Here is a 22,635-nt window from a genome sequence, read left to right as displayed (position 1 = left end):
CCCAGGTGATGGTTGTCAGCCGACCTTGGTCCAGACGTTGCCGGCCGCGGAAGAAGCGACGGCCGCCTGGATGAACTGCATGCCGACAAGGCCATCCTGCACCGTCGGGTAGTTTACCGCCGGATCGACCGGGCTGCCGTCGCGCGCGGCATGAATGGCGCGGGCCGCTTCGGTATAGATGTTGGCGAAGCCTTCCAGATAGCCTTCCGGATGACCGCCGGGCACGCGGCTGACGCGGGTTCCTTCCGCCCAGGCGCCGGCGCCGTTGCGGGTCAGGAGCTGCTTCGGCTCGCCGAAGCGGGTGAACCAGAGATAGTTCGGGTCCGCCTGCGTCCATTCCAGGCCGCCCTTGGTGCCGTAGACGCGCAGCTTCAGGCCGTTCTCGTTGCCGACCGCGACCTGGCTCGCCCAGAGCATGCCCTTGGCGCCGCCCTTCCACTTCAGCAGGATCTGCACGTCGTCATCGACCTTGCGGCCCTCGACGAAGGTGGAAAGCTGGGCCAGCAGCTCGTCGAGCTCGAGGCCGGAGACGTAGCAGGCGAGATTGTAGGCATGGGTGCCGATGTCGCCGATGCAGCCGCCCGCGCCGGTACGGGCGGGATCGGTGCGCCATTCGGCCTGCTTGTTGGAGCCGGTCGCCTCGGCGCGCTCGGTCAGCCAGTCCTGCGGATATTCGGCCTGCACCAGGCGGATCTCGCCGAGTTCGCCGGCGGCGACCATGGCGCGCGCCTGGCGGATCATCGGATAGCCGGTGTAGTTGTGCGTCAGGGCGAAGATCTTGCCCGACGACTGCACCAGATCCACCAGTTCCTTCGCCTCGTCGACCGTCAGCGTCATCGGCTTGTCGCAGATGACGTGGATGCCGGCCTTCAGGAACGCCTTGGCGGCGGGCGCGTGCATGTGGTTCGGGGTAACGATCGAGACGACCTCGATGCCGTCCGGACGGGCTGCTTCCGCCTTGGCCATTTCCTCGAATGAGGTGTAGGCGCGATCGTCGGCGATGCCGAGATCCTTGGCCGAGGCCTTGGCGCGGGCCGGATCCGACGACAGCGCGCCGGCGACGAGCTCATACTGGTCGTCCAGGCGCGCGGCGATGCGGTGAACCGCGCCGATGAACGCGCCCTGACCGCCGCCGACCATGCCGAGGCGGATGCGACGGCTGGTGGCTTCTTCCTTGCTGGCTCCGATTGCCATGATGTTTTCCGATCCTTGCTGCGTTGCCGGGTTCAGGCGATGCCGAGAATGCGGCGGTTGGCCGCCTCGTCGGTGCCGGAACCGGCGAAATCGTCGAAGGCGTGTTCGGTGACGCGGATGATGTGGTGCTTGATGAACTCCGCACCTTCGCGCGCGCCGTCCTCCGGATGCTTCAGCGCGCATTCCCATTCGAGAACAGCCCAGCTGTCATAGTCATAGGCCGTCAGCTTCGAGAAGATCGAGCCGAAATCGACCTGGCCGTCACCGAGCGAACGGAAGCGGCCGGCGCGGTTCACCCAGCTCTGGAAGCCGCCATAGACGCCCTGGCGGCCGGTCGGGTTGAACTCGGCGTCCTTCACGTGGAAGGCCTTGATGCGCTCGTGGTAGATGTCGATGTAGTCGAGATAGTCGAGCTGCTGCAGCACGAAGTGCGAGGGATCGTAGAGCAGGTTCGCGCGCGGATGGTTCTTCACCTCCTCGAGGAACATCTCGAAGGTGATGCCGTCATGCAGATCCTCGCTCGGATGGATCTCGTAGGCGACGTCGACGCCATTCTCCTCGAAGACATCGAGGATCGGGGTCCAGCGCTTGCCGAGCTCGGCGAAGGCTTCCTCGACCAGGCCGGCCGGACGCTGCGGGAACGGATAGAGGAACGGCCAGGCGAGCGCGCCCGAGAAGGTCGGATGCGCCTTGAGGCCGAGATTCCTCGAGGCCTTCGCGCAACGCTTCAGATGGTCGACGGCCCATTCCTGGCGCGCCTTCGGATTGCCGCGGACGGCCGGAACGGCGAAGCCGTCCATCAGCTCGTCATAGACGGGGTGCACGGCGACCAGCTGGCCGATGATGTGGGAGGCGAGCTCGGTGATCGCGAGGCCGTGTTTGGCGGCGGTGCCGGCCAGCTCGTCGCAGTAATCCTTCGATTCCGACGCCTTGTTGAGGTCAATCAGGCGGCTGTCCCAGGTCGGGATCTGAACGCCCTTGTAACCGAGGGAGGCTGCCCAGCCGCAGATCGCGTCGAACGAGTTGAACGGCGCCGCGTCGCCGGCGAACTGCGCCAGGAAGATGGCCGGCCCCTTGATCGTCTTCATCGAAAACCTCCTTCGGATATTTCGTCCCGGGCTGGCGCCCGTCGTCGGTTGAAAACTGGAGCAAGCGCCCGCTAGGGAACGTTGTCCCGGATGAAAATGTCGATCTTGATGCGCTCCTGGCCGGGGACGATCTCCATCCCCTCGCGCATCGCCAGAAGGATGCGGGCCGCGCTGCGCGCCATATGGCCCGGATCCTGATTGATGATCGCATCGATCGAGCCGCGGATCAGGTTGCGGCGGTTGATGGCGGTCAACTCATGAGCGACGAAGACGATGTCACGCGTGTGACCGGTCTTCTCCAGCGCCGTCACGACGCCGGGCGTGCCGGCGCCGACATTGTAGATGCCGACCAGGTCCTCGTGCTCGGCCAGAAGGGCCTCGGCGACGCGACGGACGCGGTCGTCCTCGTCGCGCCCTTCGCGCACCGGCAGCACTTCCAGATCCGGATATTCGCGCGCCACCACCTGCTCGAAGCCGTATTGGCGCTCGATGTGGTCGCGCAGCGCCAGCGAACCGGCGATCAGCCCGACCTTGCCGCTGCGATGGCCGAGGAAACGGCCGAGCAGGCTGGCGGCGGTGCGGCCGGCAGCGGAATTGTCGATGCCGACGAAATGGGCGCGGCGCGTGCCCGGCAGGTCGGAGACCAGCGTGACGACGGCGATGCCGCGATCAGCGATGGTGTTGATCGCCTCGGCGACGGCGGGATGATCGAGGGCGACAACGGCGACGCCGTCGATCTCGGCCGGCAGCGCCTCCAGCGCATTGGCCAGCGCCTCGCCGTCGAAGACGTCGACGAGCGTGATGTTGAGAAGCACGCGCTCATGCACGTAGCGCTCGGCGGTGGCGCGGAACTCGGTCTCGAGCACCCGCATGAACTCGTTCGAGCCGATCGGAAGGATGATTTCGAAGCGATAGTCACGGCCGCGCGCCAGGCGCGACGCCATCCGATCCGGCTGATAATTCAGCCGATCGACAGCCGCCTGCACCTTTTCGACAGTTCGCGCGTGGACGCCGGCTCTCCCGTTCAGCACACGATCCACCGTCGCGAGACTGACGCCAGCCTCCCGGGCGACGTCCTGAAGCGTCGTCTTGCCCACGAGGTACTCCTCCCTGGTGATGAAATATCATCAGGAAATGAGGTAGGCAACTCAGGGCTGGCCAAAGCGGCGTCCGCGCCGGTCTTGTGCACCGGCGCGGTGGGGATATCACGGCGCGGGAAGCGTGATTTCGCCTTGCAGTTGCGCCTTTTCGAAATCGCTGACGAGGAGATCGAGCCGGATCGTCCAGGTCCCGCCCGCGGCCAGGCCCGGCATCGTCGCCTGCCATCGACCGTCCGCGCCCGGCGTCGCCGCCACCCGAATCGGCTCCATGCCGCCGCCGGCCGGGGCCAGCGCCAGCGTCACCTCGAGCGGCCGGAACGGCACGCCGTCGCCATCGAGCGGCTCGACCTCGACGGTGGCGTCCCGCTGGCGATGCGGCGTCACCACCACCTCGGCCATCGCCTTCTCGCCATGCAGGTGCACCTCGATCGCCGGCAAGGCGACGTCGAGCGCGCGCGGCGGCGGCGTGAAGCGCCAGAGCGCGGCGAGGCCGAAGATCGCCAGGACCAGCGCGATCTCGGCGACGATCGATCCGACGAGGCGGCGTGTCGCGCGCCCGTCGCCACGCAGCACCGGCGCCGTCAGCGCGAAGCGGTTGTGCGCGGCGATCGCCAGCACCAACGCCACGGCCGCCAGCTTGGCGGCAAGCACCCGGCCATAGCCGGTCGTCCACAGCGCATCGACGGACCCGAGCTGGACGACGGCGATCGCCGCGCCCGAGGCGAACAGGAGGGCGAAGACGGCCGGCGCCGCGACCGAGAAGCGGGCGAGCGCGGCGCGGCCGCCGCCGGCAGCGAGCGCCACCGCTAGCGGCAGGAGCGCCCCGGCCCAGGCCGCGATCGCCGAGGCGTGCAGGAACACCAGCGGCCGCATCAGCAGTTGCGGATCCGCGGCAGCGGCATGGCCGGTCGCGGCCAGGGCAAGGCCGGGCCCGAGCATGGCGAGCGCCGCCAGGCTTCGCCGGACAGGCCGCCGCGAAACGAACAACGCTGCCAGCGCGAGAGCGCAGCCGAGCATGGCGAGGATCGTTGTGCGGCCGAAGCTGGTGGAGAGACCCGCCTGCCAGACTGAGGCGGAGGCGAGCCCGGTCGCCGGCAGACCCAGCGCATCCAGCCCCTGCGCGCAGAGCCCGACCAGTGCCGTCGCCATGCCGATCCCAAGCAGCGCGACAAGGCCCCGTCGCAGGCCGCCCGGCGGAAGCGGGCCGATCATGGCGAAGGCGCGGAAAAAGACGCCGCCGATGCCGAGGAACAGGCCGGCATAGAGCCCGAGCCGCGCCAGCCACAACCCCGCCGCGACGACGGGATCGCGGTCGGCCGCATAGGCCGCATTCGCGGCGCTGCTCGCGGCGCCGACCGAGAACACCAGCGTACCGCCGACCGGATGGCCGTCTTCGGAGACGACGCGCCAGGAAAGCACATGCGTGCCGCGCGCGAGGTCCGTGGGCAGCGGCGCGGTCACGCGGCTTCCGACGGCGGCGACGCCCGCCAGGTCGGCCGGCTTTCCGTCCGGCCCGAGCAGGCGGAAGACGAGCGGCGCCACCGGCTCGCTGAACGTCAGCGTCGCGGCGGGCGGCGCCTTGTCGAGGACGGCGCCGGTCGCCGGCTCACTCGAAACGAGCGCCGCATGCGCCGAGGCTCCCCGCGGCGCAACCAGCGCCGCGAGGATGATCAGGGCGAGGCACAGAAACAGGCCGCGCAGGGACATGCCTCATCCCTTGGGCGAGAGGGTCACGGCCGGAGCGGGCTGCTCGTAGTCGTCGGCCGACTTGCCCGCCGCCGGGATCTCGATCCAGCGCTCGCTGCCCTTCTCGCATTCCTGGACGACAGGGAAATAGAGCGGGCCGGCCGGCAGATCCGGCGTCAGATAGGTGCGGAAGGCGAACTCGTCGTAGAAATCGTCGGGGAGGCTGCCGCCCGACCAGACGATCTCCTTGACGCCCTCGGAGACCTTGGCGCCCCAGAGGTCGTAGGTCTTGGCATAGGCGCCCTTTACCGTCTCGACCGTCCAGCCGGGCTTCGGCTGCGGCTTGACGTTGATGACGCCCTCCGGGATCTGCACGCGCAGCTTGACGGTGGGCGAGCCGGCGCAGCCATGACCGACCTGCAGAACGGCCTTGTAGGTGGAGCCGAGCTTGGCGTCGGACTGGGCGAGCGTGACATGGGCGGAGGCGGCCGAAGCCGAGACGAGCAGGACGCCGAACGCGCCCGCGAACAGAAGCTTGGTCATGAAAATACCTGAAATCGCAAGGGAAAGCCGACGCTCATCGCGCCGGACGCAGGACGTCCCTCTCGGGCCGTCGGCGAGATCAGGCGAGCGGCGGTCCGCGCGCATCCGGCAGATAGACCAGCATCGCGCCGGCATCGACGCGCGGACGCTGGATGGCGAGCCGGACCGGTGCATGGGCCGCCGGGGCAACAAGCTGGAACGTCGCGCCCGGGCCAAACGCCTTGGCGGCATGAGCGAGAATGCAGAGATCGCAGGCGGCGGTCGTCGTGCCCTTGGCCGGATCGGCGGCGGGATCCGCGGCGTCGCTGCCGGGCATGCAGAGGATCGTCAGGCCGGTCCTGTCGCCGAGCGCGAGACGGGCCTCGGCGGTGGTGTGCAGCGGCATCAGCAGCGTCAGGACGAGCAGGGACAGAACGCCGAGCGCGCTCCCCACCTCCGCCGCAATCTGTCGCCACGAATTCCGCATGCCACCGCCCCATCAGGCCCGGTGCCTGAACAGCGCCCCAATAGCTACAGGGTCTCGCGACATGCGGCCAGTGCGGCGCTTTGGCTTTGGACGGGCGACGGGGAAAAAGGTTCCGGAGTTCCGGGGATTTCCGGCTTTGCCATAGCGACCTCCGGCCGAAGCCCCTATCTTGGAGGTCGCTCAATCTGCCGGCGTCGAGCCGGTCGCCGACGGGAGTAATGTTCCATGAAGACCGAAGCCGCGCCCTTCCGGCTCGAGGACTATCGCGCTCCCGCCTTCACCATCGATACGGTCGAGCTGGACTTCCAACTGGCCCCATCGGCGACCCGCGTCACCGCCAGGCTCGCCATCCGCCCGAACACGGACGAAGCCCGGAGCGGCCGGCTCGAACTCGCCGGCGACGAGATCACGCTGAAGGGCCTGAAGCTCGACGGCGCGCCGCTCGCGCAGGGCCGCTACACGGCAACGCCGAGCCTGCTGACGCTGCATGACGCGCCGAACGGGCCCTTCACGCTGGAGATCGAGACCGAGGTCGATCCGGCCGCCAACACCAAGCTGATGGGGCTCTACCGGACCACGGGAACCTATTGCACCCAGTGCGAAGCCGAGGGCTTCCGCCGCATCACCTATTTCCTCGACCGCCCGGACGTGCTCGCCGTCTACACGACGCGGCTGGAGGCGGCGAAAGCCGACGCGCCGATCCTGCTCGCCAACGGCAATCCGGGCGAAAGCGGCGACATCGCCGGCACGGACCGTCACTTCGCGATCTGGCACGACCCCTTCCCCAAGCCGTCCTACCTGTTCGCCATGGTCGCCGGCGACCTCGGCGTGATCACCGACCGCTTCACCACCCAGTCCGGCCGCGACGTCGAACTGCGCATCTATTGCGAGCATGGCAAGGAAGCGCGCTGCACCTATGCGATGGACGCGCTGAAGCGCTCGATGAAGTGGGACGAGGAGGTGTTCGGGCTCGAATACGACCTCGACATCTTCGTCATCGTCGCCGTGTCGGATTTCAACATGGGCGCGATGGAGAACAAGGGCCTCAACGTCTTCAACGACAAATACGTCCTGGCCGACCCGGATACCGCCACCGACGCCGACTATGCGAATGTCGAAGGCGTCATCGCGCACGAGTATTTCCACAACTGGACCGGCAACCGCATCACCTGCCGCGACTGGTTCCAGCTCTGCCTGAAGGAGGGCCTGACGGTCTTCCGCGACCAGGAATTCTCGTCCGACATGCGCTCGCGCGCGGTCAAGCGGATCGCCGACGTGCGCACGCTGCAGGCGCGCCAATTTCCCGAGGACGGCGGCCCGCTCGCCCATCCGGTCCGCCCGGAAATCTATCATGAAATCAGCAACTTCTATACGCCGACGGTGTATGAGAAGGGCGCCGAGGTGGTGCGGATGCTGAAGAGCGTGCTCGGTCCCGACGGCTTTCGGAAGGGCATGGACCTCTATGTCCGGCGCCATGACGGCGACGCCGCGACGATCGAGGACTTCCTGGCCAGCTTCGCCGACGCCACCGGCACCGATCTCGGCCAGTTCAAGCTCTGGTATTCGCAGGCCGGCACGCCGCAGGTCTCCGCGCATGGCAGCTATGACGAGGCCGCCCGCTCCTACAGGCTGACGCTTACCCAGAGCACGCCGGCAACGCCCGGCCAGAGCCGCAAGCAGCCGATGCACATGCCGATCCGCTTTGGCCTGATCGGCCCGAACGGCGAGGACATGGCGTTCGACGCCGTCCGCGGCGGCCGCGTCGAGGGCGACGTCATCCACCTGACCGAGGCCAGCCAGACGCTGGTGTTCGAGGGCGTCGGCGCCCGGCCGGTGCCGTCGCTGCTGCGCGGCTTCTCGGCGCCCGTCCGCCTCGCCATCGACATCTCGGCCTCCGACCTGCTGTTCCAGGTCCGCACCGACGCCGATCCGTTCAATCGCTGGCAGGCGGCGCAGACGCTGGCCATGCGCAATCTCGTGGCCGGCACGCACGAGCAGATCGCGGGCCGCACGCCGAAGGCGGAGCCCGCGCTGATCGACGCGCTCGGCAGCGTCCTCGACAACGAAGCGCTGGAGCCGGCCTTCCGCGCCCAGGTGCTGCAACTGCCGAGCGAGGCCGACATTGCCCGCGAACTGGGCGAGGACGTCGATCCGGACGCGATCGCGACGGCGCGGCGGGAGTTGCGACTGGCGATCTCGACCGGCCTCGGCGACCGGCTGTCACGCCACTACGAGGCCCTTTCCGGCGACGGCTCCTTCCATCCCGATGCGGCGAGCGCCGGCAGGCGCGCGCTGCGCAACACGCTGCTCGACCTGCTGCTCGCAAGGCGCACGCCGGCGGCGACCGCGGCGGCGCTGCGCCACTTCGAGACCGCCGACAACATGACGGACCGTCTCGCCGCGCTCTCCGCGATGACGCAGGCCGCCCTGCCCGAACGGCGCGCCGCCCTCGACGCCTTCCATGCCCGCTACGCCGACGACGCGCTCGTGCTCGACAAGTGGCTGGCCCTGGAGGCGACGGCGCCGGCCGCCGAGACGCTCGACCGCGTCAAGGCGCTGCTCAAGCACCCGTCCTACTCGCCCAACAACCCCAACCGCGTGCGCGCCCTCGTCGGCAGCTTCGCCGGCGCCAACCAGACGCAGTTCAACCGCAAGGACGGCGCCGGCTACGATTTCCTGGCCGATTTCGCGCTCGACCTCGACAAACGCAACCCGCAGACGACGGCGCGCCTCCTGGTCAGCTTCCGGTCGTGGCGGGCGCTGGAGCCCGTGCGCCGGGCCCGCGCCGAGGCGGCGCTGCGCCGGATCGCCGCGGCCGAAAACCTCTCCCCGGACACGCTCGACATCGTCACGCGGACGCTTGCCTGAGCGTCCGCAAGGGGATTTTCAGCCTGCCTTCACAGGCCTGCGAGCCCGGCTTCCCGGGCTCGCCCCGCCGCCCGACTCAGCCCTCGAAATTATGCTTAACGAATCCCTAATCCGGTCTGGACAATGTGATTCGGGTCGATTCAAATGGGAGTGATTCGGGGCGTGGGACTGGCCCGATGATAGCCGATATCAGGGGGCTGAGATGGCGCGGGCAGAGACAGCCAGTGCGTCTGCGAGCGAGCGCATGCCTATTGCCGGGATGTTGTTTCGACGCAAGCAGATGATCAAGGGGCACGCTCGGCTACTGGCCAAGCCGGCCTACGAAAAGCTCGTCTCCGCCGAGCCGATCCTGCGTCGCTGCATTCCCGTGCTGATCATCCTCTTCCTGCTGATCGTCGCGCTCGCCCGCTTCATCCAGCTCTACGACCTCCGGATGGAGCGCGAGAACCAGGCGCGCGACATGATGGGCATGGTCGCATCCTATCTCGCCCAGTCGCTCGACCAGGCCGAGCCGACGCTGCCGACCGACCGCTACCAGATGGCGGTGCAGAACGCGCTCGACAATTTCGTGCCCCAGAGCGCCGCCAATGCCGGCGAGCGCGTCTATGTCGCCGACTCCACCGGCCGCGTGATCGCCACGGCGCCCCGCTCCACCTCGGAGGAAGGCCGCAGCTTCACCGAGATCGTCGGCGGCGCCCAGCCGCTGGTGATCTTCGGCGAGCGCGCCGGCGTGCTCAAGGTCAGCCTCGACGGCGACCAGGCCGCCTTCGCGACGCTCCGCCATCTGAACGGCCGGCTCGGCTTCGTCGCCGTCGCCACGCCGCTGCCCGCGATCTACCGCGACTGGCGCGCCGACGTGTCGCTCAATGTTTCCGTCTTCGTCGGCACCAGCGCCATCCTGCTGGTGATCCTCTACGGCTACTTCTCGCAGTCGGCCCGCGCCCAGGAAGCGGACGAGATCTACCAGGAGACCTATGACCGCTTCGACACGGCGCTGCGCCGCGGCCGCTGCGGCCTGTGGGACTGGGACGTCGCCCGCGGCCGCCTGTTCTGGTCGAAATCGATGTTTGAGCTGGTGGGTCTCGCGCCCCGCGACACGCTGCTCGGCTTCGGCGAGGTCAACGAGCTGGTGCATCCCGACGACGGCGACCTGATGAACCTCGTCGAGGCGCTTTACGAGGCGAACGAGACGACGGTCGACCGCATGTTCCGCATGCGCAAGGCCGATGGCAGCTATGTCTGGCTCCGCATCCGCGTCGAGCTGGTCGACGCCGACGGCACCGAGCCGCACCTGATCGGCATTGCCGTCGACGTGACCGAGCAGATGCGCCTCGCCGAGAGCTCGCGCACCGCCGACATCCGCCTGCGCGACGCCATCGAGACGATCTCCGAGGCCTTCGTGCTCTGGGACACCCAGAACCGCCTCGTCATGTGCAACTCGAAGTACCAGCAGCTACACGGCATTCCGGATTCAGCGCTCGAGCCCGGCACGCCCTACGCGAAGGTGATCGCCGCCGGCCGCCAGCCGGTCGTGCAGGCGCAGATCCCGAGCGAGGGTAGCGCCGAGGAAGGCGCCCGCTCCTTCGAGGCGCAGCTGAACGACGGCCGCTGGCTGCAGATCAGCGAACGCCGCACCAAGGATGGCGGCTTCGTGTCGGTCGGCACCGACATCACCACCATCAAGCGCCACGAGGAAAAGCTGATCGACGGCGAGCGCCGCCTGATGGCGACCATCGCCGATCTCCGCCAGTCGCGCCAGAAGCTGGAGCAGCAGGCGCAGGAGATGGTGGAGCTCGCCGAGAAATATTCGGAGCAGAAGGACCGCGCCGAGGCCGCCAACCGCACCAAGTCGGAATTCCTCGCCAATATCAGCCACGAGCTGCGCACGCCGCTCAACGCCATCATCGGCTTCTCGGAGATCATGCAGTCCGGCCTGTTCGGCCCGCTCGGCTCGCCCAAATACGGCGAGTACTGCCAGGACATCAACGCGAGCGGCAATTTCCTGCTCAACGTCATTAACGACGTGCTCGACATGGCGCGCATCGAGGCCGGGCGGATGACGCTCGACATGCACCCGCTGCGGCTGGACGAGATCGTCGACGAGGCGACCCGCGTGATGTCGCCGGAGGCCTCGGCCCGCAAGGTCACCATCGCCGCCGACCTCGAAGACGCGCTCGACCTCACCGCCGACCGCCGCGCGGTCAAGCAGATGGTGCTGAACCTGCTATCGAACGCCGTGAAGTTCACGCCGGAAAACGGCCATGTCGCCGTCCGCGCCCGCAAGATCGGCAACGCCGTGACGCTCACCATCGAGGACAACGGCATCGGCATTCCGAAGGAAGCGCTGAAGAAGCTCGGCCAGCCCTTCGAACAGGTGCAGAACCAGTTCACCAAGAGCCACAAGGGCTCCGGCCTCGGCCTCGCCATCACCCGCTCGCTGGCCGAACTTCATGGTGGCGCGATGCGCATCCGCAGCCATGAGGGCAAGGGCACGATCGTGTCGATCCGCCTGCCGCTGCAGCGGACCGCCCAGCTGGAGCCGCCGACGGGCGCCTCCGCCGGCGTTGCCCTCCGGCTCGGCGCATCCGCCGAACCATCCCGCTGACGCCGCCGAGCTGCCCGCCGGGACGCGGCAGCTAGGCCTTCCTGCTCTTTCGCACCTTGCCGATGATCCGTTCGAACGAGGCGCGGACATCCTTCTGCGTTGCCTGCACATGGGCGTCGAGCGTGGTGAAGTCTGGGAGTTCCCCCGCCCGTGATAGCAGGTCCAGCAAGCCGCGCGGCGCCTCGCTCGCCCGGAACGGCCCGTCGACGCAGAGCCGCAGGATCAGCACCAGCCGCTGGTAGAGCCGCAGAGCCGGCAGCAGGATCTCCGCCTCGGTCGCCGGCAGGATGCCCGCGCGCGAGGCCGCGGCCAGCACCGTCTCCGTCTCGACATCGAGGATCGCGGGATGGGCGGCGCCGTGCACGAGTTGCAGGTACTGCGCGATGAATTCGATATCGACCTGGCCACCCGGCACCTGCTTCAGGTCCCACGGACCCTCGGCGGTCTTTTCCTCCTCGAGCAGCTGACGCATTTCCAGGACGTCGCGCTCGACCTTCCTGGCGTCATGTGGCGATGACAGGATGGCGCGGATGTTCTCGACGGCCTCGGCGATCAGCGATGCGTCGCCATGTACCGGCCGCGCCCGCGTCAGCGCCATGTGTTCCCAGGTCCACGCTTCCTTGGTCTGGTACTCGACGAAGGAGCGGATGTGGGTGGCGAGAGGGCCGGAATTGCCGGACGGGCGCAGGCGGAAATCGACCTCGTAGAGCGAGCCCTCCGCCGTGGGCGCCGACAGCGCCGCGATCAGGCGCTGGGTCAGGCGGGCATAGTACTGGCTGCCGGTGAGCGGGCGGGGACCGTCGGAGCCGGTTTCCGACTCGGCGAAATCATAGAGCAGGATCAGATCGAGATCGGAGGACGCGGTCATCTCGCGACCGCCAAACTTGCCCATCGCAAGCAGCGCGATGCGGCTGCCGGCGATGCGGCCATGCTGCGCCTCCAGCGCCGCCTTGACGTGATCGAGCAGAGTCGACACCAGCAGGTCGGCGAGGTCCGAATAGGCGATACTGGCGGCGCGCGTGCTGACCGAACCAGCGATGACGCGGACGCCGATCAGGAAGCCCTGCTCCTTGCCGAAGATGCGCGCGCGGTCGAGCACGTCCTCCAGCGACGCCGCCTCGGCCAGCATGTCCTTCAGCCGCGCCGTCAGCGTCGCCTTGTCCGGCAGACGGCCGAAGAAGGCGGGATCCAGCACGGCGTCGAGCACATGCGGACGCGCCGTGACGATCTCGGCGAGCCGGGGCGCCGTGCCCATGATGGTGGCGAGCAGGTTCAGGAGGCCGGGATTGGAGCCGAGCAGCGCGAAAAGCTGCACGCCGGCCGGCAGACGGGCGAGGAAGCGGTCGAAGGCGTTAAAGGCCGCATCGGCATTGTCGGTCGTGGCGAAGGCCTCGAGCAGCGCCGGCGTGATCTCCGTCAGCCGCTCGCGCGCGGCGGCGGAACGCATCGCCGCATAGCGGCCGAAATGCCAGCCGCGGATGGTGCGGCTCACCTCGCGCGGATTGTGGTAGCCAAGGCTCGCCAGCGTCGCGACCGTTTCCGGGTCCTCGTCGTCGCCGGTGAAGACCAGGCTGCCCATCGCCGAGGACAGCGGCGGCGCCGCCTCGAACAGCTGGATATAGTGATCGCGCACGGTCTCCAGCGTTTCCACCAGCGCCTTGGAGAACGCCTTCACCGTCTTGAAGCCCATCAGCCGGGAGACGACGTCGAGCCCCTCCTCGCTCTCCGGCAGCGTATGCGTCTGCTCGTCGGCGATCATCTGCAGGCGATGCTCGATGGCGCGCAGGAAGCGGTAGCAGCGCGCGAGGTCGTCGGCCGCCTCGTCGGCGATCCAGCCCTTGGCGCGGAGTATCTCCAGCATGTCGAGCGTGCGGCGGCCGCGCAGTTCGCGGTCGCGTCCGCCGGCGATCAGCTGCTGGGTCTGGACGAAGAACTCGATCTCGCGGATGCCGCCGCGGCCGAGCTTGATGTTGTGGCCGGCGACCGCCACCGATTCATGGCCACGGTGATCGTGGATCTGGCGCTTGATCGAATGGATGTCGGCGATGGCGGCGAAATCAAGATATTTGCGCCAGATGAACGGGGCCAGCTCCGCCAGGAACTGGTCGCCGCCCTCGACGTCGCCGGCGAAGGGCCGCGCCTTGATCATGGCGGCGCGTTCCCAGTTCTGGCCGCTTGCCTCGTAATAGAGGAAGGCGGCGCTGGTCGAGATCGCGACCTGGGTCGAGCCCGGATCCGGCCGCAGGCGCAGGTCGGTGCGGAAGACGTAGCCGTCGCTGGTGCGCTCCTGCAGGATCTTCACCAGCCGGCGCGTCATCTTCACGAACAGCGCGCCGATCTCGTCGGGGTCGGCGACCACGGCCCGCTCGCGGTCGAACAGCACGATCAGGTCGATATCGCTCGAATAGTTGAGCTCGCGCGCGCCGCACTTGCCCATGCCGATCAGGATCCAGCCCGATCCGCGCGACGGCTCGTCCGGATGAAGCAGGGTCAGCTTGCCCGCAGCGTGCGCATCGGCCAGTAGGAAATCCGTCGTGGCGCCGACCGCGGCTTCGGCAAAGGAGGTCAGCGCGCCGGTAACGCGCTCGACCGGCCAGAGCCCGCCGAGATCGGCGAGACCGACCAGAAGCGCCACTTCGGCGCGCGCCTGACGCAGCCGCGTCATCAGCGCCGCCTCGTCGGTGTCGCGCCAGGATGCGGCGACCTCGGCCATCAAGCGGGGAAAATGCTCGTCCGGATTGCCGGCGAGGATCGCGACCAGGCGCGGCAGATCGTAGAGGGCCGTCTCGCGCAGGAAGGGCGAGGCGTCGAATACGGCGGCCAGGAACGAGCCGAGCTTCTTGTCGGCCTGCAGCAATTCGGAAAAGGCGGGACCGACGCCGGCCTCCTTGGCCGCGGCCTGCAGGTCCTGCAGGATCTCGCGCGCCCGCGCCGCCTTGGGAGGACGGATATCGGCCTGGATGGAGGCGGCAAGCGATGATCCGGCCGAGCCGGCCGTCGACCGCGAAGTATTGGCTTCCATCATCCGGTCCTTCAGTTCTCGGCCGGGAAACGCAACGTCACGACAAGCCCCGGTTCGGCATCGCCCAGGGCGACCGTACCATGGTGTAGCTTCACGACGGCGTCGACAAGGCTGAGCCCGAGGCCGCTCCCCGGCTGTGAACGACTCTTTTCAAGGCGGACGAAGCGTTGCAGCACGCGCACCCGCTCGGCCTCCGGAATTCCTGGGCCATTGTCGGCGACCGAGACGACGATCTCGTTCTCGACCTGCCGCGCCGTCACCGCCACCGTCGGAGCCTCCACGACGGATTCGCCGCTCGCGACATACTTGATCGCGTTGTCGAGCAGGTTGGCGAGAGCCTGGCTGATCAGTTCGCGGCTGCCGCTCAACGGCAACGGTCCCTCGGCGGAGAGGGTGAGCGTGACCCCGGCCTCCTCCGCGACCGGCTCGTAGAACTCCACGACGTCGGCGGCGATCTGCGCCAAATCGAGCGGCCCGAGCGCTCCGTCCGGCGAGCCGGCCTCGACGCGCGCGATCATCAGCAGCGCGTTGAAGGTGCGGATGAGCTGGTCGGATTCCTCGATCGTCGCCTCGAGCGCGGTGCGATAGGCCTCGACGTCCGCCGGCCCGGCCAGCGTCGTCTCGACCCGCGTGCGCAGGCGCGTCAGCGGCGTCTTCAGGTCATGAGCGATGTTGTCGGAGACGTCCTTCAGACCATGCAGCAGATGCATAATCCGATCGAGCATGGCATTCAGGTTTTCCGCCAGGCGGTCGAACTCGTCGCCGGCGGGCGTGATCTCCAGCCGGCCGGAAAGATCGCCCGCCATGATCTGGCGGCTCGTGGCGGTGACGGAATCGATCCGCTTCAGCACCCGCCGGCTGACGAAGAACCAGGAGACGAGCGCCAGGCAGATCAGCAGCACGACGGCGCTGATCATCGCCTTGCCGATCAGGTCGCGGATCCGTTCGATCTCGCTGATGTCGCGGCCGACCAGCATGCGGAAGCCGTTCGGCAGCGGAAGCACCTGCACCATGGCGATATGGTGGGTCGTCTCGCCTTCGAGGCGCTTGTAGGGAACCGTGACCGGGTCGAGGCCGCTCAGCTTCAGCAGCGCCGGCGGAACCTCGGTGACGTTGCCGGCGACGACGCGTCCCTGCGAGTCGGTGACGACATAGAGGCTGGCGCCGGGAACGCGACTGCGCTGCTCGATGGCGGCGACGATGCCCGTCAGGCCACTTCGCAGGCCCTCATCGGCCAGGACGCCGATCTCGGCCTCGATGGTGTCGCGGACCTGCTGGGTCAAGAAGCGGTCGGTCTCGCGCGTGATCCAGCCGACGAAGGCGATGGCGAAAACCGAGAAGACCACGAAATAGATCGCGGACAGCTTGAACGCGGTGGTGCGGACGACCTTACCGAACGCTGTCACGTACCATGTATCCCGCGCCCCGGACCGTATGCAGCAGCGGTTCCGAGAAGCCCTTGTCGATCTTGGAGCGCAGCCTGGAGATATGGACGTCGATGACGTTGGTCTGCGGATCGAAGTGATAATCCCAGACATTTTCCAGCAGCATGGTGCGGGTGACGACCTGACCGGCGTGCTTCATGAGATATTCGAGCAGGCGGAATTCGCGCGGCTGCAGCGGGATGTTGATGTCGCCGCGCCGGACCAGATGGCTGAGGCGGTCGAGTTCGAGCTCGCCGACCTTCAGGACGGTCTCCGCCTCCCCGGGCTTGCGGCGGCGCGCCAGCACCTCGATCCGGGCCAGCAATTCGGCGAAGGCATAGGGCTTGGCGAGATAGTCGTCGCCGCCGGCGCGCAGGCCGGTGACGCGGTCGTCTACCTGGCCCAGCGCCGAGAGGATCAGCACAGGCGTGTCGTTGCCCTTGCGCCGGGTCTCCTCGACCAGCGTCAGGCCGTCCTTCTTGGGCAGCATGCGGTCGACGACGATGACGTCGTATTTGTTGGCATCGAGAAGGAACGCCCCCTCCTCGCCATCGGCCGCGTGGTCCGGCACATGACCGACCTCGCGCAACGCCTTCAAGAGGTAGCTGGCCGTCTCTCGATCATCTTCGACAAGCAGGATTCGCATGGCTTTACGTTAGACGCTTTTTGCAACCAGGGGCAGAACGCCGTCATCACAAAAAAGAGGCAGGCGGGATAACTCCCGCCTGCCAAAGCCCAGAGGATACGCTGAGGGGCTCACACAGCGTCCCCTCGGGCTTTCAAGGCAGGTGCCTCAGGCCTTCCCGAAGGGAAGAGCCACGAAGCGAGTCTGGTCACCAGACTTCACCCGCATCAGCACGGCCTTCATGCCCTGCTTCTTGGCATCGACGACTTCGCGCTCGACGTCGCCGGGACGCGTGACCTCACTGCCGCCGACGGCGAGGATGAGATCGCCCGTCTGGATGCCCTGCTCGGCCGCCGCGCCGTTCGGATCGACGTCGGAAACCACCACGCCCTTGCCGTCCGGCGCCGAGGACAGCGAGAGGCCGAGATCCGCAACCGAGGCGGCCTTGTCGGCAGCCGGCTTGGCGCTCGCCATCTTCTCGGAGCCGGGGAGCTTGCCGAGCTTGACGCTGACGTCCTCGGCCTTGCCGCCGCGCCAGATGCCGAGCTTGACCGTCGTGTCCGGCGAGTAGCCGGCGATGATCTGGGCCAGGTTGCGGGCGTCCTCGACGGTCTTGCCGTCGACGGTCAGGATCGCGTCACCCGACTTGATGCCGGCGGTCAGCGCGGGGCTGTCCTCCTGCGGCTCGCTGACGAGCGCGCCCTTGGCTTCCTTCAGGTTGAGGCTGTCGGCGATCTCCTTGGTGATCGGCTGGATCTGGACGCCGAGCCAGCCGCGAACGACCTCGCCGTGGTCCTTCAGGTCCTTGATCACGCGCTCGGCGGTCGCGGCCGGAATGTCGAAGGCGATGCCGACGCTGCCGCCCGACGGCGAGTAGATGGCGGTGTTGATGCCGATCACTTCGCCGTTCAGGTTGAAGGTCGGGCCACCGGAGTTGCCCTTGTTCACGGACGCGTCGATCTGGATGAAATCGTCGTAGGGGCCGGCGCCGATCTCGCGGCCGAGAGCCGAGACGATGCCCGCCGTCACCGTGCCGCCGAGACCGAAGGGATTGCCGACCGCGACGACCCAGTCGCCGACGCGGGAATGACCCTTGGCGAAATCGACATAGGTGAACTTCTGGGCGTCATCGACCTTGAGCAGCGCGAGATCGGTCTTCTCGTCGGTGCCGATCAGGCGAGCCGTGAACTCCTTGCCGTCCGAGTTGGTGACGGTGAAGTCGGTGGCGCCGTCGACGACGTGGTTGTTGGTGACGACGTAGCCATCTTCAGAGATGAAGAAGCCCGAGCCGAGGGCAACCGCCTGGCGCGGCTTCGGACGCTGCATGCGCGGGGACTGACCCTGCGGTCCGCGCTGGTCCTGGAACTGACGGAAGAAGCGCTCCATCGGCGAGCCGGGCGGGAACTGGTCCGGGCTCGGGAAGCCGAAGCTGTCGGGACCGCCGGCGGAAGCGTCATCGGCCTCGGTGGTGGTCGACTTCACGCGAACGCTGACGACGGCGGGCTTCACCTTGTCGACGAGGTCGGCAAAGCTCGGCAGCTGCGCCGACGGCTGCACGCGGACGGCGTCGGCATAGGCTGGCGTGTGCGAGCTCACCACGGCCTGTCCCGCGATTCCGCCAACGATCAGCGCGGCGAGTGCGGTTCCAAGCAGGGCGCGGCTGCGGAAGCGGGTCTGGGGGGACTTCGGAGCGGAATTCTGGTCGGTCATGATGGTCTCCGTCTCGTATCTGGGAAGCAGCGTTTCTGGGGGGCGCTGCTCATACGTCCGAAGATGCATCGGCCAACCTTACAGCCGTCTGTCATCATCATGAAAGGTTCGTAATGTTGGGAAAGGGCTCGACGGCGCGGCTGGCGAGCCAAAAGCCGGATAAAAATACCGATTTCAATTCAATCGGTTAGCCGTCACATCCGCACACTGACGGAGGAACGGGTCGCCGTTATTCCTCGCGCGCCAGCAGCGCCTCGATGCGCGCCTGTTCATCTGGCGTCAGTTCGGTCGCGGTCGTCGCGCGGCGCCGGCGGAACAGCCCGAAAGCGAGCGCGCCGCCCACCACGAGCAGCGCCGGCGGCGCGCCCCACAGCACGATCGTGTGCCAGGTCAGGCGCGGTCGCAGCAGCACATACTCGCCATAGCGATCGACAAGGAAGGCCTTCACCGCCTCGTCGCTGTCGCCCGCCTGCAGGCGTTCGCGCACGAGCACGCGCAGATCATGCGCGATGGTCGCGTCCGAATCATCGATCGACTGGCTCTGGCAGACAAGACAGCGCAGTTCCGCCGACAGCGCGCGAGCGCGCGCCTCGAGCGCCGGATCCTGCAGGATCTCGCCCGGCTGCACGGCGGCGAAAGCGGGAAGCGCCGCCACGATCAGTCCGAGCGTCAGCATCAGGCGTCGCATGGCGCTACTCCGCCGGCACGGGGACGGAGCGGCGGGCCGGCTTGGGCGCGCCGACACGCAGACGCCGGTCGGAGAGCGACAGCACGCCGCCCGCCGTCATGACCAGCGCACCGAGCCAGATCAGCGCGACCAGCGTCTTCCAGTAGACCCGGACCACGGTCGCCCCATCCGCCGACACGTCGCCGAGCGAGACATAGAGCTGCGAGAAGCCGAACGTCTTGATGGCGGCTTCGGTGGTCGGCATGTTCTGCACCGTGTAGAGGCGCTTCTCCGGCTCCATCGTCGCGACCACGTTGCCACCCTGGCGAACCGTGAAGCGGACGCCGGTGCCGGTATAGGTGCCGCCGCTGAGCGGCACGAAGCCATCCATGGTGAGAACGCGCGAGCCGATCGTCACCGTCTCGCCGGGCTTCAACGTGACGATCGTCTCGGTGTTCCAGGCGGTAGACGCGATGATTCCGAGCACGGTGACGCCGATGCCGAAATGGGCCACCATCGTGCCCCAGGCCGAGCGCGGCAGGCCGGCGCCGCGCCGCCAGCTCTCGGCTAGCGAAACGCGGCCGAGCTTGGTGCGGAAGCCTATCTCCGACAGTGCGCCGACCATCAGCCAGACGGCGAGCGCGACGCCGAACAGCGCCAGCGCCGACGGCGTCCCCATCAGCGCCAGTCCGATCACCACCACCGCCATCGCGGCACCGAAGGCGAAGAGCAGGCGCTGGCCGGCGGCAACGATGTCGCCGCGCTTCCAGGCGAGGAACGGACCAAACGGCACGGCGACGAGAAGCGGCACCATCATCGGGCCGAAGGTCATGTCGAAGAACGGGGCACCAACCGAGATCTTCTCGCCGGTCAGCGCTTCCAGCGCGAGCGGATAGAGCGTGCCGACGAGGACGGTCGCGCAGGCCGCCGTCAGGAGCAGGTTGTTGAGGACGAGCGCACCCTCGCGGCTGATCGGGGCGAACAGGCCGCCCTGGCTGAGCGAGCCGGCGCGGGTCGCGAACAGGGAAAACGCACCGCCGATGAAGACGCAGAGGATGCACAGGATGAAGATGCCGCGCGTCGGATCGGTCGCGAAGGCATGCACCGAGGTCAGCACGCCCGAGCGCACCAGGAAGGTGCCGAGCAGCGACAGCGAGAAGGTCAGGATGGCGAGCAGGATCGTCCAGATCTTCAGCGCCTCGCGCTTCTCCATGACGATGGCCGAATGGAGCAGCGCCGTCGCGGCAAGCCAGGGCATGAAGCTGGCATTCTCGACCGGGTCCCAGAACCACCAGCCGCCCCAGCCGAGCTCGTAGTAGGCCCAGTAGGAGCCCATCGCGATGCCGAGCGTCAGGAAGCACCAGGCCGTCAGCGTCCAGGGTCGGACCCAGCGCGCCCAGGCGGCGTCGATGCGGCCATCGATCAGCGCGGCGATGGCGAAGGCAAACGAGATCGAGCAGCCGACATAGCCGAGATAGAGCAGCGGCGGGTGGATCGCGAGGCCGACATCCTGCAGCAGCGGATTGAGGTCGCGCCCCTCGAGCGGCGCCGGATCGAGCCGCAGGAAGGGGTTGGAGGCGATCAGGATGAAGAGCAGGAAGGCGGCGCTGATCCAGGACTGCACCGAGAGCACGAGCGCCTTCAGCTTCAGCGGCAGGTTCTCGCTGAACATCGCCACGAGCGCGCCGAACAGCACCAGGATCAGAACCCAGAGCAGCATCGAGCCTTCGTGGTTTCCCCAGACGCCGGAGATCTTGTAGAGCAGCGGCTTCAGCGTATGCGAGTTCTCGACCACGTTCTGGACCGAGAAATCGGAAACGACATAGGCGTAGGTCAGCACCGCGAAGCTCAGCGCGACGAACAGGAACTGCGCCACCGCCGTGGTCGAGGCGACCGACATCAGCCTGACGTCTCCGCGCAGCGCGCCCCAGAACGGCAGCGTGCCGCCGGCCAGCGCCAGCGCCAGCGCCAGGACGAGCGCGTAGTGGCCGATCTCGACGATCATCGCTGCACCGCCTGCGGCGCGGGGCCGTTGCCTTCCTCGGGGCGCCATTCGCCGCTCTTCTTCAGAGCCTCCACGACTTCCTTCGGCATGTAGGTCTCGTCATGCTTGGCGAGCACGGTATCGGCCTCGAAAAGGCCGTTGGCGTCGACCTTGCCCTCGGCCACCACGCCCTGCCCCTCGCGGAACAGATCCGGTAGGATGCCGACAAAGCGCGCCGGCACGCTGGCCTTGCCGTCGGTCACGGCGAAACGGACGACGCCGTCCGCTTCCTTCACGACCGAGCCCTGCTCGACGAGGCCGCCAAGACGCACCCTCTGCTCCGGCGCCGGCGGCTTGGCCAGCACGTCCGAGGGCGAGGTGAAGAAGGTGATGCCGTCCGACAGCGCGAACAGGACGAGCCCGACGGCGCTCGCCAGCACGACGCCGGCAAGGCTGATAAGGGTCAGGCGGCGCTGCTTACGCGTCATGTCGAACGATCATTCCTTGCCAATGCCAATATCATGCGCCGCCTGCTCGACGACGGCGAGAAGATCCGGCCGCTCCTTCAGCTTGGCACGAGCCCGCGCGAGCGCCGCCTTGGCTTCGTCCGGCTTGCCGAGCACCATATAGGCACGGAACAGGCGCTCCCAACCGGTGGTGTCGAGCGGGTCGGCATCGAGCTTGCCGGCGAGGCCGGCGACCATGCCCTCGATCATCTGCTGGCGTTCGGCCGGGCTCTGGTCGGCGGCGGCAGCGACATCGGCAGCCGTCGGGCCGGGCGCGACCGGCGAAACGGGAGCGGCCGGCGTGACGGTCGCGGTCGGCTGGAACTGCGCCAGCTCGGCCTTTGCCGCCGCGAGCCAGGGCGCATCGGCCGGCGCCGAGGCGATCAGCGCGTTCCAGGCGGCGACGGCGTCGTCCTTGCGGCCAGCCTGGCCGAGCGACATCGCGACGAAGAAGCGCGAGCGGACATCGGCGGGATCGAACTTGAGCGCCCGGTCGAACGCGGCGCGCGCATCCTCGGTGACGACATTGCCGCTCGCCCGCGTCAGCGCCTCGCCATAGAGCGATTCCCGATCGGCGGTAGAGCCGAGCAGGCGCTTGGCGTTGCCCAATGCGCGCACGGCATCGTCGAAGCGACCGAGCCGTATATAGATCGGCGCCAGCACTTCCCAGCCGCGGCCGTCCTCGGGATTGGCGGCGAGATGCGCCTCGACCTTGCCGATCAGGTCGTCGACGCTGCCTTCCGCGGCAGGCTGCGCCTGATGGCCGGCGGCCGGACGATCGGCCAGCTGCGGCGCGCCGACATAGAGATAGGTGCCGATCGCCACGACCGGGATGGCGACCAGCGCAACCAGCCGCTCGATGCGGTAGGCGGGACGGGGCGCCGTCGCATCGGCCGCCGCGCCGGGCTCGCTGTTGAGCAGCCGGCGTGAAATCTCGATGCGGGCGGCATCCGCCTCGGCGTCGCCGATCAGCCCGCGCTCGCGATCGCGCGCCAGCTCATCGAGTTGATCGCGATAGATCGAATGGGCGGCGCCGGCATGGGCGGAGACGACACGGGGAGGCCTGCCCAGCGGAATGAGCACGGCAAGCGAAGCGGCGGCCGTCAAAACGGCCATGGCGATCCAGAGAAGCATGTGTCTGTTCCTG

General features: G+C 68.0%; 16 protein-coding genes. 2 read left to right on the top strand and 14 right to left on the bottom strand.

Features of this window, described 5'->3' with window-relative positions; all coding sequences use genetic code 11:
- Positions 1–15 precede the first annotated feature (15 nt).
- The 6 genes from OSH07_RS14720 to OSH07_RS14695 all read right to left on the bottom strand — a co-directional run bounded on the left by OSH07_RS14720 (position 16) and on the right by OSH07_RS14695 (position 6,077).
- The gene (locus OSH07_RS14720; RefSeq protein WP_266339434.1) at positions 16–1,194 is read right to left on the bottom strand and encodes a Gfo/Idh/MocA family protein; all 1,179 of its coding nucleotides are present in this window, start codon (positions 1,192–1,194) and stop codon (positions 16–18) included.
- Positions 1,195–1,226: 32 nt separating this feature from the next.
- Positions 1,227–2,282, bottom strand: a complete 1,056-nt coding sequence (locus OSH07_RS14715) for a sugar phosphate isomerase/epimerase family protein (protein WP_266339433.1) — start codon at positions 2,280–2,282, stop codon at positions 1,227–1,229.
- Between the two features lie 71 nt (positions 2,283–2,353).
- Complete coding sequence (locus OSH07_RS14710) at positions 2,354–3,379, bottom strand: LacI family DNA-binding transcriptional regulator (RefSeq protein ID WP_266339432.1); 1,026 nt, start codon at positions 3,377–3,379, stop codon at positions 2,354–2,356.
- 108 nt (positions 3,380–3,487) lie between these two features.
- Positions 3,488–5,089 carry a copper resistance CopC/CopD family protein gene (locus OSH07_RS14705; RefSeq protein ID WP_266339431.1) on the bottom strand — a complete coding sequence of 534 codons (1,602 nt, stop codon included), beginning with the start codon at positions 5,087–5,089 and terminating at the stop codon, positions 3,488–3,490.
- Positions 5,090–5,092: 3 nt separating this feature from the next.
- Entirely contained in the window at positions 5,093–5,611 is a 519-nt protein-coding gene (locus OSH07_RS14700; protein ID WP_266339430.1) for a YcnI family copper-binding membrane protein, read from the bottom strand.
- 79 nt (positions 5,612–5,690) lie between these two features.
- The gene (locus tag OSH07_RS14695) at positions 5,691–6,077 is read right to left on the bottom strand and encodes a hypothetical protein (protein ID WP_266339429.1); all 387 of its coding nucleotides are present in this window, start codon (positions 6,075–6,077) and stop codon (positions 5,691–5,693) included.
- Positions 6,078–6,302: 225 nt separating this feature from the next.
- Here OSH07_RS14695 and pepN point away from each other — a divergent pair, with 225 nt between their 5' ends.
- Positions 6,303–8,945, top strand: a complete 2,643-nt coding sequence (gene pepN / locus OSH07_RS14690; RefSeq protein ID WP_266339428.1) for an aminopeptidase N — start codon at positions 6,303–6,305, stop codon at positions 8,943–8,945.
- A 259-nt stretch (positions 8,946–9,204) separates the two neighbouring features.
- Positions 9,205–11,550, top strand: coding sequence for a PAS domain-containing sensor histidine kinase (locus OSH07_RS14685; RefSeq protein ID WP_420909639.1), 2,346 nt, complete (start codon positions 9,205–9,207; stop codon positions 11,548–11,550).
- 31 nt (positions 11,551–11,581) lie between these two features.
- Here the strand turns inward: OSH07_RS14685 and OSH07_RS14680 are convergent, their stop codons facing one another.
- The 8 genes from OSH07_RS14680 to ccmI form a co-directional block, all read right to left on the bottom strand.
- Positions 11,582–14,572, bottom strand: coding sequence for a bifunctional [glutamine synthetase] adenylyltransferase/[glutamine synthetase]-adenylyl-L-tyrosine phosphorylase (locus tag OSH07_RS14680; RefSeq protein ID WP_266339426.1), 2,991 nt, complete (start codon positions 14,570–14,572; stop codon positions 11,582–11,584).
- A gap of 11 nt (positions 14,573–14,583) precedes the next feature.
- Positions 14,584–15,978 (bottom strand): ATP-binding protein, encoded by a 1,395-nt coding sequence (locus OSH07_RS14675; RefSeq protein WP_266339425.1) that lies wholly within the window; start codon positions 15,976–15,978, stop codon positions 14,584–14,586.
- Positions 15,962–16,642: a response regulator transcription factor gene (locus tag OSH07_RS14670; RefSeq protein ID WP_266339424.1), complete on the bottom strand. Its 681-nt coding sequence runs from the start codon at positions 16,640–16,642 to the stop codon at positions 15,962–15,964. The genes OSH07_RS14675 and OSH07_RS14670 overlap by 17 nt, the downstream gene beginning before the upstream one ends.
- Positions 16,643–16,789: 147 nt before the next feature.
- Complete coding sequence (locus OSH07_RS14665; protein ID WP_266339423.1) at positions 16,790–18,331, bottom strand: Do family serine endopeptidase; 1,542 nt, start codon at positions 18,329–18,331, stop codon at positions 16,790–16,792.
- Positions 18,332–18,560: 229 nt separating this feature from the next.
- On the bottom strand, positions 18,561–19,019 hold the full coding sequence (locus OSH07_RS14660; RefSeq protein WP_266339422.1) for a cytochrome c-type biogenesis protein: 459 nt from the start codon (positions 19,017–19,019) through the stop codon (positions 18,561–18,563).
- A gap of 4 nt (positions 19,020–19,023) precedes the next feature.
- Complete coding sequence (locus OSH07_RS14655) at positions 19,024–21,003, bottom strand: heme lyase CcmF/NrfE family subunit (RefSeq protein WP_266339421.1); 1,980 nt, start codon at positions 21,001–21,003, stop codon at positions 19,024–19,026.
- On the bottom strand, positions 21,000–21,470 hold the full coding sequence (ccmE, locus tag OSH07_RS14650; RefSeq protein ID WP_266339420.1) for a cytochrome c maturation protein CcmE: 471 nt from the start codon (positions 21,468–21,470) through the stop codon (positions 21,000–21,002). Before ccmE ends, OSH07_RS14655 begins: the two co-directional genes overlap by 4 nt.
- A 9-nt stretch (positions 21,471–21,479) precedes the next feature.
- Entirely contained in the window at positions 21,480–22,622 is a 1,143-nt protein-coding gene (ccmI, locus tag OSH07_RS14645; RefSeq protein WP_266339419.1) for a c-type cytochrome biogenesis protein CcmI, read from the bottom strand.
- Between the last annotated feature and the right edge of the window lie 13 nt (positions 22,623–22,635).

The organism is Kaistia nematophila (assembly GCF_026343855.1).
GTDB lineage: Bacteria > Pseudomonadota > Alphaproteobacteria > Rhizobiales > Kaistiaceae > Kaistia > Kaistia nematophila.
Note: the sequence above shows the minus strand (reverse complement) of the source record. Positions and strands in the feature narration are given on the sequence as shown.